The following is a 15302-nucleotide window of genomic DNA, read 5'->3' as shown; positions in this document are numbered from 1 at the left end:
GCCCGCCCCGCGCCGTTCACGTGGAATCCGCATCCGGGCCACGGTGAATGCCGGGCGGCGCCCTAATGTCTCGCGGGTGCCCAAGCTCTCTGTTGTCGTGCCGTTCTACAACGTGCAGACATACGCACCGGATGCCCTGAAGAGTCTCGAACTCAACGCACGGGAGGATTTCGAGTTCCTGCTCGTCGACGACTGCTCGACGGACGGGACGCCCGGCCTGCTGGAGCGGGCGGCGAGCGAGCTGCCCGGGGCGGTGCACCTCAGACACGAGCGGAACGGCGGCCTGGCCACCGCGCGGAACACCGGGCTGGACGCGGCCCGCGGCGAGTACGTCACCTTCCTGGACGGGGACGACTGGCTGGCCCCCGGCCACCTGGCCCGCACACTGGCCGCCATAGAGGCGCTGAACTGCGATTTCGTCCGCACCGACCATGTCCGGTGCACGGGCAGGTCGCGGAGCGTGCAGCGGGTCCCCTACGGCCCGCAGTCGGTCGTCGCCGATCCGCGCACCGCGATCCTGCCCGTGGACCGTGCGACCTCGGTGGACTATCCCTACGCCTGGGCCGGCATGTACCACCGGCGGCTGCTGGAGCGCGGGGTCCTGCACTTCACCGACGGGCTGCGGACGGCGGAGGACCGGCCGTGGATCTGGCGGCTGCACCGGGAGGCGGAGTCCTTCGCCGCGGTGGGTCTGCCCGGGATCTTCTACCGGCGCGGGGTTTCCACGTCCCTGACGCAGATCGGGGACGAACGGCAGCTCGATTTCATCCGTGCATTTGATCAAGTACTGGCGGACGTTGCCGCCGACCGGGAATCCGGCCTGCTGCTCCCGAAAGCCGTCCGAACATATTGCGCGATTATCGCGCACCATTTCGGATCCACCGAAAGGTTCGAACCGGCCGTGGCCAAGAAACTCCGTTCGATGAGCGCGGCCGCGATGGGCCGCATGCCCCAGGACGTTCTGGACCAGGTCCTGGACTCGATGGACATCGAACGCTCCACCCTGCTGCGGCGCGTGCGCGGCGGCCGCCGCACCCCGTCGGGAGCGGCCGCCTGATGCCCACCCAGATCTTCCTGGCCTCCACCCTCTACGGGGCGGCCACGCTCGCCGCGGGCATCGACGCGGGCTCCTTCCCGCAGGCCTGCCGCCGGATCCTGCTGACCAGCAATCACGCCGTCACCGCCGAGGTGACCCCGGGGGTCGCGGACATGCCGGGCTTCGCCGCCCTGCGCACCCGCTTCGACGAGGTGCTCGACTGGAACCGGGTCATCGAGCCGCAGCACCCGAGCACCTGGGCCCCGCGCGCGGAGGACGTCCCGATCTGGGAACGGCAGCTGCGCTCCCTGTGGGGCCTCGGCGAGGACCGCGTCGAACTGATCGTGGAGTCCCTGCAGGTGCCGCCGGCCCAGACCCTGTGCCGGCTCTTCCCCGGCGCCGCGGTCGACGTCTACGCCGACGGCCTGATGAGCTACGGACCCACCCGCTTCCGGCTCGACCCGCAGCTCGGGATGCGGGTGCGGCGGGTGCTCCACCTGGACCTCGTACCGGGGCTGAAGCCGCTGCTGCTGACGGAGTTCGGGGCGCGGGAGGAACTGGTGCCGACGGAGTCCGTCCTGAAGGTCCTCGCCGAACTCGCCGAAGCCACCGCGGCCGCCGGGGCCATCGCGGGCGCCGCCGGGGCCCCCGGGGCCGAGCCGCCGGCCCTCCTCCTGGGCCAGTACCTCTCGGCGCTCGACCTCATGACCCTGGCCGAGGAGGAGGAGCTCCACGTATCGATGGTCCGGGGCGCGCACGCCCTGGGCCACCACGAGCTGGTCTTCAAACCTCATCCCGGCGCCCCGGCCGCGTACTCCCGGCGGGCCGAGGAGGAGGCCGAGCGGCTCGGCGCCCGGCTGACCGTGATCGCCGCCCCGATACTGGCCGAGACCCTCTACCAGCGGCTGCGTCCGGCGCTGGTCGTCGGATGCTTCTCCACCGGCCTGCTGACCGCCGCCACCCTGTACGGGCTGCCGGTGGCCCGGACCGGCACGGAAGCGGTCCTGGCCCGCCTGACCCCGTACCCGAACAGCAACCGGGTCCCGCTGGCCCTGGTGGACGCCCTGCTCCCGGACCTCGCCGACGCCGAGGCGGTGCGCACCTGGACGCCACCGACCCCCGAGGAGGTCCGGGCCGAGCCGGCAGCGCTGCTGACCGCCGTCGGGTTCACCATGCAACCGCAGATCCTGGCCGCGCGGCGGCCGGCGGCCGAGGCCTACCTGGCCCGGCACCTCACCACCCGCACCTGGCGGTACTTCACCCGCCGCCGGCTGACGGCCCTGGGTCTGCCGGGCGGCATCCCGGCGCAGCTCTCGTTCCTGCCGCGCAGCCGCGCGGTGCGCCGGGCCGTACGGCGGCTGAGCCGCCTGCGCCGCGCCGTCAGCTGACGGCGAGCTTGGCCGCGAAGCCGAGGAAGAGCACGCCCGCCGCGGAGGTGGCGCCGGCCGACAGCCGCTTGCGCCGCCGGAAGGCCTCCGAGAGCCGGGTGCCGCCGAAGATCAGCAGCGTCAGGTACACGAAGCTGCCGGTCTGCAGCAGGGCGCCGAGGAGCAGGAAGGACAGCGCCGGGTAGGCGTAGGACGGATCCACGAACTGCACGAAGAAGGACATCAGGAAGAGGATGGCCTTCGGGTTGAGGAGGCTGATGAGCAGCGCCCGCCGGTAGGGCCGCTCGTTGCCGCCCGGTTCGGCGGGAGCGGCGGCCTGCGCCTCCTCCCGCTCCCGGCGCGTGCGCCACAGCGCCCAGGCGCCCCGGATCATCCCCACGGCCAGCCAGGCCAGGTAACCGGCACCGAGGAACTTGACCACGGTGAACACCAGCGGGCTCGCCCGCAGCAGTGCTCCGGCGCCCACGGCGGTGAGCACCATCAGTACGGCGTCGCCGGTGAACACGCCGGCGGCGGCCTTGTATCCGGTGCGCACCCCGCGCCGTGCGGCCACGGAGAGCACGTACAGCGAGTTCGGACCCGGCAGAAGAATGATCAGTACGAGGCCGGCGAGGTACGTCGGCAGATCGGTGACACCCAGCATGTGCAGGAGTGTCCCATGGGGACACACCTGACAGTCCAGTGGGTTTCACCATGTGGAATCCGTCGGCTCGTACGTCCCCCACACCTCCCGCAGCGCCCCGCACACCTCCCCCACCGTGGCCCGTACCCGCAGCGCCTCCTTCATCGGATACAGCACGTTCTCCGTTCCCGCGGCCGCCTCCCGCAGGGCCGCGAGCGCCGCCGAGACCGCCGCCGCGTCGCGCTCCGCCCGCAGCCGCACCAGCGCCGCGCACTGCCGCGCCTCGATGGCCGGGTCCACGCGCAGCGGCTCGTACGGCTCCTCCCGGTCGAGCGCGAAACGGTTGACGCCGACCACCACCCGCTCCCCGCTCTCGGTCTCCTGCGCGATGCGGTAGGCGTTCCGCTCGATCTCGCCCTTCTGGAAGCCGTTCTCGATCGCGGCCACCGCCCCGCCCTGGTCCTCGATCCGCCGCATCAGCGCGAGCGCCGCCTCCTCCAGCTCGTCCGTCATCCGCTCCACGGCGTACGACCCGGCGAAGGGGTCCACGGTGTGCGTCACGTCCGTCTCGTACGCGAGGACCTGCTGGGTGCGCAGCGCGAGGCGGGCGGACTTCTCCGTCGGCAGCGCGATGGCCTCGTCGAAGGAATTGGTGTGCAGGGACTGCGTGCCGCCGAGGACGGCGGCGAGCGCCTGCACGGCCACCCGTACGAGGTTCAGCTCGGGCTGCTGCGCGGTCAGCTGGACCCCGGCCGTCTGGGTGTGGAAGCGCAGCATCAGCGACTTCGGGTCCCGCGCCCCGAAGTCCTCGCGCATGACGCGGGCCCAGATCCGCCGGGCCGCGCGGAACTTCGCGACCTCCTCCAGCAGGGTGGTGCGGGAGACGAAGAAGAAGGAGAGCCGGGGCGCGAACTCGTCGACCGCCATCCCGGCGGCCAGGGCCGTACGGACGTAGGCGATGCCGTCGGCGAGGGTGAAGGCCACCTCCTGCGCGGGCGAGGCCCCCGCTTCGGCCATGTGGTAGCCGGAGATGGAGATGGTGTTCCACCGGGGGATCTCGGCCCGGCAGTACCGGAAGGTGTCGGCCGTCAGCCGGAGCGAGGGCCCGGGCGGGAAGATGTACGTCCCGCGCGCGATGTACTCCTTCAGGACGTCGTTCTGGACCGTGCCCGTCAGCTGCCCGCCCGGGATGCCCTGTTCCTCCGCGACCAGCTGGTAGAGCAGCAGGAGCAGTGCGGCGGGCGCGTTGATGGTCATGGAGGTGGAGACCCGGTCGAGCGGGATCCCGTCGAACAGCGTCCGCATGTCGTCGACGGAGTCGACGGCCACCCCGACCTTGCCGACCTCGCCGTGCGCGAGCGGGGCGTCGGAGTCGTGTCCCATCTGGGTCGGCAGGTCGAAGGCGACGGAGAGGCCGGTCCCGCCGCCGACGATGAGCTGGCGGTAGCGGGCATTGGACTCGGCGGCGGTGCCGAAACCGGCGTACTGCCGCATGGTCCACGGCCGACCGGTGTACATGTTCGGATAAATACCCCTGGTGTAGGGGAAATCGCCCGGTTCGCCCAGGGCGGCCGCGGGGTCCCACCCCGTCAGGTCGCCGGGTCCGTAGACGGGTTCGATCGGGAGTCCGCTCTCGGTGCGTGCCATGTGACGAAGACCTCCGTGGAGCTGCCGGGCCCGGGGCGGGTACAACCTTGCCCGCGCATCGCTTCGCAGGGCCGCGGACGGCTGCTGGTCACAATGGCGCAACATCCCGTGGCCCAGTGCAACTCTCCACGCATGCCAGGCATCACCTAGATACACGACGTAGAAACCGGGGGACTGCAATGCAGCGCCAGAGATTCATAATCCGCACGATCGGGGTTGCCACCGCCGTCGCGTTCGCCGCGACCGCCTGCGGGCCGCAGAAGTCGGAGTCCGTAGGCTCCGCTTCCCCGGCTTCGTCCTCGCCCACGGCGGGCACCTCCCCCGAAACCTCCCCGACCACCGACGACAAGCCCGGCGAGGCTTCGCCGTCGGCCTCCGCGTCGCCCTCCGCCTCGGCCTCCCCGTCGGCCTCCGCGTCGCCCTCGGTGAAGCAGATCATGGCCAACGGCGACGACAGCGACCAGGTGCGCGAGCTCCAGGCGCGCCTGCGGCAGCTCAAGCTGATGTCGGTGGCGCCGACCGGTTTCTACGGCTCGAAGACCACGGCCGCGGTCAAGTCCTTCCAGTCGAAGAACGGTCTGAACGCGACCGGTTCGGTCGACGACGCCACCTGGAAGAAGATCCAGAGCTCCAGCAAGAAGCCCACCGCCGACGAGCTGCGCCCGCCGACCGTCAACGAGGTCGACGCGCCGGACCCGCGCTGCATGGAGGGCCGGGTCATGTGCATCAGCAAGGAGAGCCGCACGCTCGCCTGGATGATCGACGGCAAGGTCATGTCCACCATGGACGTGCGCTTCGGTTCGGAGAACACCCCGACCCGCGAGGGCGTCTTCAAGGTGGACCGCAAGGAGAAGGACTGGACGTCCACGCTCTACCACACGGCCATGCCGTACTCGATGTTCTTCAGCGGCGGCCAGGCCGTGCACTACTCGGCCGACTTCGCGGCCCGCGGCTACAACGGCGCCTCGCACGGCTGCGTGAACGTCCGGGACAAGGGCAAGCTGTCGGCCCTCTTCGGCCAGGTCAACGTCGGCGACAAGGTCGTCGTCTACTGGTGATGCGCGCGGCCCCACGGGCCCACGCGGAAGGCCTTCGACCGGGATCCGGGCGAAGGCCTTGTTGTTGGAGGCCGGGCCGGCCTCCGGGGGTCGAAGTAAAGGGCGCGGGCAGGGCCGGGGGAACGTGCCCCGCCCGCGCCGGTTGCGCAGAGCCCAGGGGTACGGGGGGAACCCCGGCTCATGCGCGGCCGATGACCAGTCGGCTCGATATGTACTGCGTCACCGGTTCGAAAAGTGTTACAGGCGGGTCAGCGCATGTGTCAGAGACCGGCGCGCAGGCCCGTCGAGCCCCGCGGAGCCGCGGGGGCCAGGGTCGGGGCCTTGAGCGTTCCGTCCCCCAGCGGGGTGTCGCTGCGCTTGCCGCCGGAGTCCCGCTCCAGGAGCGACTTGCAGTAGTCCGGGATCCGGGTGAGCCCGTCGGCCAGGCGGGAGAGCCGCTCGCGGCGGTCGTCGTCGAGCCGGCCCGACCGGTAGTCCTGGCAGAGGTCCAGCGCCTTGATCAGGTTCTCCCGCTCGCGCCGCTCGTCCTTGCCGGCGTCTCCGTTGCCGAAGGTGTCCCGGTCCTTGTCGCCCGTGCCGCCCGCGCCGCTCAGGTCCCCCCGGGTGTCCTTGCCCGAGCCGCCGGTCGCCGAGCTGCCCGCCGAGGGGTCCTCGCCGGTTCCGCTGCCGGCCGTTGTACGTCCGTCCGTGCCCGGCGGCTGCGACGGGCCCGGGGTCAGCATCGAATTCGAGCCGTCCGGCAGCGGCGTGGGCCGCAGCTTCGGGGTGAGCGTCGGGGCTCCGCCGTCGATGTCCGGCTCCGCGTTCTCGCCGGCGGTGACGGACATCGCCGGTCCGGGTCCCGCCGTGTCGTGCCGGTCGCGGTCCAGCAGCCCGGCGCCCGCCGCCGCGGCGAGGCCGCCGACGGCGACGCTCGCCAGAGCCGCCGCCAGGCCGAAGCTCACGGTCCGGCCGCGCCGGCGTGGGCGTGCGGGTGCGAAGGAGGGGACGAGACGGCCGAGATCGACCACGGGCTCGCCCGATCCGGCCGTCGCGATCCGCTCCGGCCGGTCCGCGGAGCGGCCGGCGGCGGTCCGCGCCGTACGGAAGGCGGCCACGGCCGCGGCCTCGCCGGGCAGTTCCGTTCCCGGGGACGGCAGCTCTCCGCCGGTGCCCAGGGTTTCCAGGGCATCGAGGGCGGCGCGCAGCCGCGCGGCCTCGACGCGGGCGCGCGGTTCGGCACCGGCCGGGCCCACAGGTTCCGCCGGTTCGCCGCGCAGCAGTCTCTCCGCCGCGGCCTGGTCCAGCCACCTGTTGCGCTCGTCGGCCATCACATGTCCTTCTGCGTCCGCCAACGTGAATGCGTCACACCGGTTTGCTCTACGAAGCCCCCGCCTCGGCCACGCTGTGCGGGTACGGCGTCGAGATCCCTCCCGCCCCCGCCGTCCCACGGCTGGCCACCGGCATTATGGCCGACCGCCGCGGCCGGCTCCGCGCCGGTGCCCTGATCGGGCCCGAAGCCCTCCTCGAAACCCTCTTCGCCGAGCAGCTCGGCCAGCTTCTTCAGACCCCGGTGCGCGGCGGTGCGGACGGCGCCGGGCCGCTTGCCGAGGGTCTCGGCCGCGCTCTTGGCATCCAGTCCGACCACGACGCGCAGGACGACGGCCTCGGCCTGGTCCTGCGGAAGCTTCGCGATGAGGGCCATGGTCCGGCCCGTGGAGAGGGACTCCATCGCCGCGCCCGCGGTGTCGCAGTCGGCGGCCCACGCGGTCAGTTCGGTGTCGTCGCCGCCGATGGCGGGACGGCGGCCGCGCATGCGGATGTGGTCGAGGGCCCGGTTGCGGGCGATGCGGGCGGCCCAGCCGCGGAAGCGGTCGGCGTCGCCGGTGAAGGAGTCGAGGTCGCGGGCGATCTGCAGCCAGGCCTCGGACGTCACGTCTTCCGCGTCGCCGTCCCCGACGAGCGTGCGTACGTATCCGAGCAGGCGTGGGTGCACGGCGCGGTACACAGCACGGAACGCGTTCTCGTCGCCGTCCTGTGCCGCGAGCACCGCGGCGGTCAGCTCCGCGTCGTCCCCCAGCAAAGTCCCCAACCCGTTCACTGTCCTGTACCTGTGGCGCAAATCAGCACGTTACGGCTTTCAAGCACCTCGCGTCCACGAGTGATACAACGCGCAACCAATCCTGTGCGGAGCGAGGTGTGACACAAAACGCACTCGCGGCGCTGACAGGGGTACGGGCTTGTCGCACGAGTCCGTGACGGATGGCGGCCGGGGCCTCTCCTGTGGGGGGTGGCGGCCTCGGTCGCCCTCCCCCTCCCGGACCACTTCCCGGGCCTGGCTGGGGCGCTCACGTCATCCTTTCGGCTCACTTCCGGGTGAAAACCCCTGATGGGTACGACACACCCTGCCTTGCATCGCTAGCGTGGCGGTACACCCGCGCCGCGCCCCGAGGAGCCCCCCGCTGTCCAGCCACCTTCCGGCACAGGCCCGCGGCTGCTCCGATCCTTCTCACGGCTCAGGGCTGGCGCGGTTCAACGCCCTTTCCCCCGAGATCGCCCATGCCGTCCTCCTGCAGTGCTGCGGGAGCCGCCGCTGGGCGCACCGGGTGGCCACCCACCGCCCCTACCCGGATCCGGGCGCCCTGATCGCCGCCGCGGACGAGGCCTCGTACGACCTCTCGCAGGCCGACCTGACCGAGGCGCTGGCCGCGGAGAGCTCGGCGGAGCTGGACCACGGCGCGCCGTACGCCGCCCTGCTGGCCCTCGACGCGGCGCACGCGGAGTACGAACGTAAATTCGGACACGCCTTCGTGATCTGTCTCGCAGGGCATCCGCCCGAGGAGCAGGCGGACCAGCTGCTGGGGGCGATCCGCCGCAGGATGACGCACGAGGTGGACGAGGAGCGCTCGATCTCCGCGGACGAGCTGCGCCGCGTCGCACAGGCCCGGCTCTGGGATCTGACACGCTGGCTGACCTCGACGGATGGGCCGACTGCCACGGAAATCGGGCTATTCGCCCCTGTGGGATAGTCCGTACGTGCCTGTTTGATCACACCGATGGCCCCCGCGCAAGGGAACCGACAAAGCGTCGCTACGATGTCCGGGGCCGGAGGACCGTACCCGGCCGGGCCCGACCGACAAAGAAGCCGGCTGGCCCCCGCCCCGCTTCCGGAGGGTTTTCCGTGCCGGCTGGAACGTTGTACCGCGGCCGGGAAGGAATGTGGTCCTGGGTGGCTCATCGAGTCACCGGCGTCCTCATTTTCTTCTTCCTGTTCGTACACGTCCTCGACACCGCACTCGTTCGCGTCTCCCCCGAGGCGTACGACGATGTCGTGGCTACCTACAAGACTCCGATCGTCGCGCTGCTGGAGTACGGCCTCGTCGCCGCAATCCTGTTCCACGCGCTCAACGGTCTCCGTGTCATCGCCGTGGACTTCTGGTCCAAGGGCCCCCGCTACCAGAAGCAGATGCTCTGGTACGTCGTGGGCATCTGGATCGTGCTGATGGGCGGGGCCCTGTACCCCGTACTGGGCCACGCCTACCTTGAACTGTTCGGGAAGTGACACGCATGTCTTCTGACACTTCTTCCGTCGACATGACCAAGGGCGCCGGCGACGGCGGGTCCGTGACGGGCCTGTCCCTCTACGACGTCGACAACCCGGCGCCTTACATCGAGGCCCCGCGCAAGCGCACGGGCAAGACCCCGCGCTCGACCCGCGGCAACTTCGAGATGGTCGCGTGGCTCTTCATGCGCCTGTCGGGCATCGTGCTCGTCGTCCTCGTCATCGGCCACCTGCTGATCCAGCTGGTGCTCGACGGCGGCGTCTCCAAGATCGGCTTCGCCTTCGTGGCCGGCCGCTGGGCGTCCCCGTTCTGGCAGGTCTGGGACCTGCTGATGCTGTGGCTGGCCATGCTGCACGGCGCCAACGGTCTGCGTACGGTCATCAACGACTACGCGGAGCGCGCCAACACGCGGCTGTGGCTGAAGGGCCTGCTCTACACCGCCACGGTGTTCACCATCCTTCTGGGCACGCTGGTGATCTTCACCTTCGACCCGAACATCCGCTAGGCACGGGCTGAGGCGAATCGACTCATGAAGATCCACAAGTACGACACCGTCATCGTCGGCGCCGGTGGCGCGGGCATGCGCGCAGCCATCGAGGCGACGAAGCGCAGCCGCACCGCGGTCCTGACGAAGCTCTACCCCACCCGCTCCCACACGGGCGCCGCGCAGGGCGGCATGGCCGCCGCGCTGGCCAACGTGGAAGAGGACAACTGGGAGTGGCACACCTTCGACACGGTCAAGGGCGGTGACTACCTGGTCGACCAGGACGCCGCCGAGATCCTGGCGAAGGAAGCCATCGACGCGGTCCTCGACCTGGAGAAGATGGGCCTGCCGTTCAACCGCACCCCGGACGGCACCATCGACCAGCGCCGCTTCGGCGGCCACTCGCGCAACCACGGCGAGGCGCCGGTCCGCCGGTCCTGCTACGCCGCGGACCGCACCGGTCACATGATCCTCCAGACGCTGTACCAGAACTGCGTCAAGGAGGGCGTGGAGTTCTTCAACGAGTTCTACGTCCTGGACCAGCTCCTGGTCGAGGAGGACGGCGTCAAGAAGTCGGCCGGTGTGGTCGCGTACGAGCTCGCCACGGGCGAGATCCACGTGTTCCAGGCCAAGGCCGTCATCTACGCCTCCGGCGGCACCGGCAAGTTCTTCAAGGTGACCTCCAACGCGCACACCCTCACGGGTGACGGCCAGGCGGCCTGCTACCGCCGTGGCCTGCCGCTCGAGGACATGGAGTTCTTCCAGTTCCACCCGACGGGCATCTGGCGCATGGGCATCCTGCTGACGGAGGGCGCCCGCGGTGAGGGCGGCATCCTCCGCAACAAGGACGGCGAGCGCTTCATGGAGAAGTACGCGCCGGTCATGAAGGACCTCGCGTCCCGTGACGTCGTCTCGCGCTCCATCTACACCGAGATCCGCGAGGGCCGCGGCTGCGGTCCGGCCGGTGACCACGTGTACCTGGACCTGACGCACCTGCCGCCGGAGCAGCTCGACGCGAAGCTCCCCGACATCACCGAGTTCGCGCGCACCTACCTGGGCATCGAGCCGTACACGGACCCGATCCCGATCCAGCCCACCGCGCACTACGCCATGGGCGGCATCCCGACCAACGTCGAGGGTGAGGTCCTGGCGGACAACACCACCGTCGTCCCGGGCCTGTACGCGGCCGGCGAGGTCGCGTGCGTGTCGGTGCACGGCGCGAACCGCCTGGGCACCAACTCGCTGCTGGACATCAACGTCTTCGGCAAGCGCTCGGGCATCGCGGCCGCCGCGTACGCCCACGCCAACGACTACGTCGAGCTGCCGGAGAACCCGGCGCAGCAGGTCATCGACCTCGTCGAGCACCTGCGCAACTCCACGGGCAACGAGCGGGTCGCCGAGCTGCGTCTGGAGCTCCAGGAGACGATGGACGCGTGCGTGATGGTGTTCCGTACGGAGCAGACCATCAAGACCGCGGTCGAGAAGATCGCGGAGCTGCGCGAGCGCTACAAGAACGTGTCCGTCCAGGACAAGGGCAAGCGCTTCAACACGGACCTGCTGGAGGCCATCGAGCTGGGCAACCTGCTCGACCTGGCCGAGGTCATGGCCGTGTCCGCGCTGGCGCGCAAGGAGTCCCGCGGGGGTCACTACCGCGAGGACTACCCGAACCGCGACGACGTCAACTTCATGCGCCACACCATGGCGTACCGCGAGGTCGTCGGCGAGGGCGAGTCCGCCAGGGACACAGTCCGGCTGGACTACAAGCCCGTCGTCGTCACCCGCTACCAGCCGATGGAGCGTAAGTACTGATGGCCACCCCGACCCTGTCCAAGACGGACACGATGGAGGCGGCGGCCGCCGCCTCGCCGTTCATCACGGTCACCTTCCGGATCCGCCGCTTCAACCCGGAGATCTCGGAGGAGTCGACCTGGCAGGACTTCCAGGTCGAGATCGACCCGAAGGAGCGCGTGCTCGACGGTCTCCACAAGATCAAGTGGGACCTCGACGGCACGCTGACCTTCCGCCGCTCGTGCGCGCACGGCATCTGCGGCTCCGACGCGATGCGGATCAACGGCAAGAACAGGCTCGCCTGCAAGACGCTGATCAAGGACATCAACCCGGAGAAGCCGATCACCGTCGAGGCCATCAAGGGCCTCACGGTGATGAAGGACCTCGTGGTCGACATGGAGCCCTTCTTCCAGGCGTACCGCGACGTCATGCCGTTCCTGGTCACCAAGGGCAACGAGCCGACGCGCGAGCGCCTGCAGTCCGCCGAGGACCGCGAGCGCTTCGACGACACCACCAAGTGCATCCTGTGCGCCGCGTGCACGTCCTCGTGCCCGGTGTTCTGGAACGACGGCCAGTACTTCGGCCCGGCGGCGATCGTCAACGCGCACCGCTTCATCTTCGACTCGCGTGACGAGGCCGGCGAGCAGCGGCTGGAGATCCTGAACGACAAGGACGGCGTGTGGCGCTGCCGCACGACCTTCAACTGCACCGACGCCTGCCCGCGCGGCATCGAGGTCACGAAGGCGATCCAGGAAGTCAAGCGCGCCCTGATCACCCGTCGCTTCTGATTTTCCCTGCTGTGCCCGCACGAGGGCCCCGCACCCGGTTCGCCGGGGGCGGGGCCCTCGTCGTTCCCGCAGGCGGTCAGCGGCGGAGCTGGCTGGTGATGGCCGGGTCGGTGATCTCCGTGTCCTTCGCGAGCAGCACGGCCTTGCTGAGGATCACGGCCAGCGTCCGGTCCCCCTCGAAGGGCAGGTATCCGGTGTCGGGGGCGGTGGATCCGCCGGGGACGATGCACAGGTACTGGTCGTTCGGGGTCATCAGGATGTTCCCCGAGCCCAGGTGGATCTTGTAGGTGTGCAGCTCGCCCCGCACGTGCAGGAAGCGGCCCTCGAGCGTGCAGCGGTCGGCGATGGCCAGGCGCGGCACCAGCCGCTCCAGCAGCGCCCGCCGGGTCTGGGCGCTCTGGTTCAGCTCGCCGAAGCCGTACGAGGTCCAGTACTCGCGGAAGCGGCCCTGGGGCCCGCCGTCGGACCAGGTCGGGTCGTTGCCGACGCTGGCCACGCCGACGAACAGGTCGACGTCCCGAAGTACCTCGCTCAGCACCAGCGCCGGTATCCGCTCGAGCGGCAGCGGGTCGACGTGGCGGCGCCGGCCGTCCTCCGGCCACATCGCGTACCCGCCGCCGTAGGTGCCGGCCCGGTTCTGCGGGGCGTCGACGGGATAGAAGCGCACCTGGTCGGTCCGCAGCCGCAGGTAGGTCCCCGCGTCGGTGGTGTCGAGCCCGTACTCGTGCCCCTCGCCCTCGATCCAGTACTCGGCCCGCAGCCCCCACTGCGGCAGCTCGCGGGTGGCCGGCGGGGCGGAGTCGTCGACGCAGAGGCGGAGCTTGTTGTGCCATCCGCGGACCGCGGCGAGCGCGTTGAACTGGTGCTGGCGCAGGACGTGCGCGGCGAAGCGGTTGGAGTACGTCCGCGTCCCGCGCTCGGCGTCGGTGAGCAGGTAGACCTCGCGGTGGGCCTGCTTGAAGGGCTGCGTCACGGCGTGCCGCTCCAGCCACTCCCGCCAGGCGACCACCTCGGCGGGCACGGCGGCCACCGGGTGCCACAGCTCGACGGTGGCGCCCCCGGTGACGGGGGCTCCCGTGAGGGTGCGCAGCTCACCGTCCGCGAAACAGGCGGCCGTCCCGTCGACGGTCCAGATCAGCCGCCGGGCCAGGGTTCCTACCAGCGGGTGGTCGAGGTACCGCGCACGCCACGGCCCGTACGCCCACGTGCGACGGGCCAGGAACTGCCGGTCCAGCCGTTCCGCCTGCGCGGACAGCGACTTGTCGATGTCCTTGACCAGGCCCTTGAGCTCCTTGAGCTCCTCGGCGTGGTCCCGGCGTACGGGGGCGGGCACGCTCTTGACCTGCTTCCCCGCCGCGTTGAGCCAGCCGAGCAGGGCCCTGCTCCCGCGGATCTCCAGCAGCGCGGTGGCCTCCCCCAGGCGGAACCCGGCCCCGCCCACCTCCGTCAGCCCGTACGCGGGCACGGCGAGCTCCTCGATCTCCTCGCGGCTCAGCCCGAGGGCGGCGGCCCGCGCCTCCAGCCCCGCGTCGATGAGCTTGAGGGTGCCCTTGTACGTCACCCGGGTGGCGAGCCTGGCCAGTTCGGCGAGGGCGGCCTCACCCTCCAGCCGCGCCAGGGAGTTGACCGCCGCGTTGGCCACCTTGGGGTTGCGCGGCCCGAGTCCGGCGGCCTTGCGCAGGGAGGTCTCCACCAGCGCGCCGAGGGCGCGCGCCGTGTCGGGGTGCGGCGGGAGCAGGGGCAGCAGCCGGACGAGGCCGCGCAGGGCGTTGGCGTTGTACGGGTCGAAGGAGGTGTTGACGTCCGGCTCGTAGGTCTCCCTGCGCAGCTCGAAGGTCCGGGGCCGGCCGACGCGCGCGAGCCAGCCCAGCACGGCCCCGTGGACCGCCCCGGCGCCGAGACCGTCGACGAGCGCCCGGGCGCCCTTCTCCCACGCGGCGGAGGGCTTGGCGGACTTGGCGGTGGCCGCGTGGGCGAGCAGCTTGCGCCAGCGCTCGTCCTCCATCGCCGTCTCCGCCCATTCCTCGCCGACGTTGAGCACCGGCTCGGTGAACTGGGCGGCGAAGGCCACGAGATCACTGTCGTGGCCCGCGATCAGGGTGGTGCGCCGGAGGGTCGCCACGACGGCGGCGGAGAGGGGCCGCCCGGCGGCCACCTCGGCGGCGCAGAGCGCCTCGTGACGGTCGCCTCCCCAGACCGAATGGGAGCGGGAGAGCCGGTCGAGCCGCGCGGTCCGCTCCTCGGCGAGGGGCAGACCGTCCAGGTCGTGGCTCACGAGCGCGATGAGCGTCAGCAGCTTCGACCGCACCGGCTCCACCTCGATCCCGCGCCGGTAGCGGTCGGCGAACGCCTCGGCCAACGCGCGCCGCTCCTCTGCCGCAAGTGCCAGGGCGCGGTCCAGCAGCCGCTTCGTCTCGGGGTTGTAGAAGGAGTTGTCCGCGGCCTTGTGGATCAGCCGGCGTGCCATATCCGCGAAGTCGTGCGTCATCAGCCACCCACCAGCGCGACGAGCTTCAGGAAGGTGATCTCGACGCCGGGCGGAAGGGCGATCTCCGCGTCCAGATCCGTGATCTGACGGTCCCCCACCAGCACCAGGAAGCCGTTGCGCTCGAACGCCCTGAGCGCCAGCTCGGTCTGCCTCTCCGGGTCGATGCGGCGCGGCGTGCGCAGCGCGTACCCGTTCAGGGCACGCTCGGCCTCCTCCGGCTGCACCAGCCGCCGGAAGACCTCAGGTCCCTGGGCGTGGTACTCCGCGACCTCCTGGAACACCCTGCGCCGGATCAGTTCGCGCAGCGCGAGCCGCTCCTCGGCCATCTCGAGGCCCCAGCCGTCGCCACGGCCTCCGGCGGTCGTCTCGTCGACGAAGGTCACCATTCCCATACCGCCGACCGTAGGGGCGACCACTGACAACGCGCCGGGCGGGGCCGGACGGGCGGTCAGGGACGGGTC

General features: G+C 71.0%; 14 protein-coding genes. 8 read left to right on the top strand and 6 right to left on the bottom strand.

What is annotated here, in order from left to right; translation table 11 throughout:
* The first annotated feature begins 76 nt into the window (after positions 1-76).
* Positions 77-1057: a glycosyltransferase family 2 protein gene (locus PV721_RS14335; protein ID WP_319723992.1), complete on the top strand. Its 981-nt coding sequence runs from the start codon at positions 77-79 to the stop codon at positions 1055-1057.
* Positions 1057-2424 (top strand): polysialyltransferase family glycosyltransferase, encoded by a 1368-nt coding sequence (locus tag PV721_RS14330; protein WP_319723990.1) that lies wholly within the window; start codon positions 1057-1059, stop codon positions 2422-2424. The genes PV721_RS14335 and PV721_RS14330 overlap by 1 nt, the downstream gene beginning before the upstream one ends.
* Here the strand turns inward: PV721_RS14330 and leuE are convergent.
* Entirely contained in the window at positions 2417-3067 is a 651-nt protein-coding gene (gene leuE, locus PV721_RS14325; protein ID WP_319723988.1) for a leucine efflux protein LeuE, read from the bottom strand. The genes PV721_RS14330 and leuE overlap by 8 nt on opposite strands.
* Before the next feature lie 45 nt (positions 3068-3112).
* Positions 3113-4693, bottom strand: coding sequence for an acyl-CoA mutase large subunit family protein (locus tag PV721_RS14320; RefSeq protein ID WP_319723986.1), 1581 nt, complete (start codon positions 4691-4693; stop codon positions 3113-3115).
* Between the two features lie 179 nt (positions 4694-4872).
* On the opposite strand from PV721_RS14320, the gene PV721_RS14315 reads away from it, so the two are divergent.
* Entirely contained in the window at positions 4873-5751 is an 879-nt protein-coding gene (locus PV721_RS14315; RefSeq protein WP_319723984.1) for a L,D-transpeptidase family protein, read from the top strand.
* A 260-nt stretch (positions 5752-6011) separates the two neighbouring features.
* On the opposite strand, the gene PV721_RS14310 is transcribed toward PV721_RS14315, so the two are convergent.
* Entirely contained in the window at positions 6012-7061 is a 1050-nt protein-coding gene (locus PV721_RS14310; protein WP_319723982.1) for a hypothetical protein, read from the bottom strand.
* Positions 7061-7813 (bottom strand): RNA polymerase sigma factor, encoded by a 753-nt coding sequence (locus tag PV721_RS14305; RefSeq protein ID WP_319724024.1) that lies wholly within the window; start codon positions 7811-7813, stop codon positions 7061-7063. The genes PV721_RS14310 and PV721_RS14305 overlap by 1 nt, the downstream gene beginning before the upstream one ends.
* A 340-nt stretch (positions 7814-8153) precedes the next feature.
* Between PV721_RS14305 and PV721_RS14300 the strand changes: the two genes are divergently transcribed.
* The 5 genes from PV721_RS14300 (at position 8154) to PV721_RS14280 (ending at position 12353) form a co-directional block, all read left to right on the top strand.
* Positions 8154-8759 carry a 2-oxo-4-hydroxy-4-carboxy-5-ureidoimidazoline decarboxylase gene (locus tag PV721_RS14300; RefSeq protein ID WP_416371096.1) on the top strand — a complete coding sequence of 202 codons (606 nt, stop codon included), beginning with the start codon at positions 8154-8156 and terminating at the stop codon, positions 8757-8759.
* 152 nt (positions 8760-8911) lie between these two features.
* Complete coding sequence (sdhC, locus tag PV721_RS14295; protein WP_319723980.1) at positions 8912-9292, top strand: succinate dehydrogenase, cytochrome b556 subunit; 381 nt, start codon at positions 8912-8914, stop codon at positions 9290-9292.
* 5 nt (positions 9293-9297) lie between these two features.
* A complete protein-coding gene (locus PV721_RS14290; RefSeq protein WP_319723978.1) occupies positions 9298-9798 on the top strand; it encodes a succinate dehydrogenase hydrophobic membrane anchor subunit in 501 nt (166 codons plus the stop codon).
* A gap of 24 nt (positions 9799-9822) precedes the next feature.
* A complete protein-coding gene (sdhA, locus tag PV721_RS14285; protein WP_319723976.1) occupies positions 9823-11586 on the top strand; it encodes a succinate dehydrogenase flavoprotein subunit in 1764 nt (587 codons plus the stop codon).
* On the top strand, positions 11586-12353 hold the full coding sequence (locus tag PV721_RS14280) for a succinate dehydrogenase iron-sulfur subunit (protein ID WP_319723974.1): 768 nt from the start codon (positions 11586-11588) through the stop codon (positions 12351-12353). Before sdhA ends, PV721_RS14280 begins: the two co-directional genes overlap by 1 nt.
* A gap of 76 nt (positions 12354-12429) precedes the next feature.
* On the opposite strand, the gene PV721_RS14275 is transcribed toward PV721_RS14280, so the two are convergent.
* The gene (locus tag PV721_RS14275) at positions 12430-14841 is read right to left on the bottom strand and encodes a DUF4132 domain-containing protein (RefSeq protein ID WP_319723972.1); all 2412 of its coding nucleotides are present in this window, start codon (positions 14839-14841) and stop codon (positions 12430-12432) included.
* Positions 14841-15302 (bottom strand): hypothetical protein (locus tag PV721_RS14270; protein WP_319723970.1); only part of this gene is annotated, 462 nt, incomplete at its 5' end. The genes PV721_RS14275 and PV721_RS14270, both read right to left, overlap by 1 nt.

Source organism: Streptomyces sp. MB09-01 (assembly GCF_033794505.1).
Taxonomy (GTDB): Bacteria; Actinomycetota; Actinomycetes; order Streptomycetales; family Streptomycetaceae; genus Streptomyces.
Note: the sequence above shows the minus strand (reverse complement) of the source record. Positions and strands in the feature narration are given on the sequence as shown.

Excerpts from the sequence above, each read along its gene's own strand:
- PV721_RS14280 (WP_319723974.1), top strand. The coding sequence starts at position 11,586 with ATGGCCACCCCGACCCTGTCCAAGACGGACACGATGGAGGCGGCGGCC.
- PV721_RS14290 (WP_319723978.1), top strand. The coding sequence starts at position 9,298 with ATGTCTTCTGACACTTCTTCCGTCGACATGACCAAGGGCGCCGGCGAC.
- leuE (WP_319723988.1), bottom strand. The coding sequence starts at position 3,067 with ATGCTGGGTGTCACCGATCTGCCGACGTACCTCGCCGGCCTCGTACTG.
- PV721_RS14315 (WP_319723984.1), top strand. The coding sequence starts at position 4,873 with ATGCAGCGCCAGAGATTCATAATCCGCACGATCGGGGTTGCCACCGCC.
- PV721_RS14320 (WP_319723986.1), bottom strand. The coding sequence starts at position 4,693 with ATGGCACGCACCGAGAGCGGACTCCCGATCGAACCCGTCTACGGACCC.
- PV721_RS14275 (WP_319723972.1), bottom strand. The coding sequence starts at position 14,841 with ATGACGCACGACTTCGCGGATATGGCACGCCGGCTGATCCACAAGGCC.
- PV721_RS14310 (WP_319723982.1), bottom strand. The coding sequence starts at position 7,061 with ATGGCCGACGAGCGCAACAGGTGGCTGGACCAGGCCGCGGCGGAGAGA.
- sdhA (WP_319723976.1), top strand. The coding sequence starts at position 9,823 with ATGAAGATCCACAAGTACGACACCGTCATCGTCGGCGCCGGTGGCGCG.
- PV721_RS14330 (WP_319723990.1), top strand. The coding sequence starts at position 1,057 with ATGCCCACCCAGATCTTCCTGGCCTCCACCCTCTACGGGGCGGCCACG.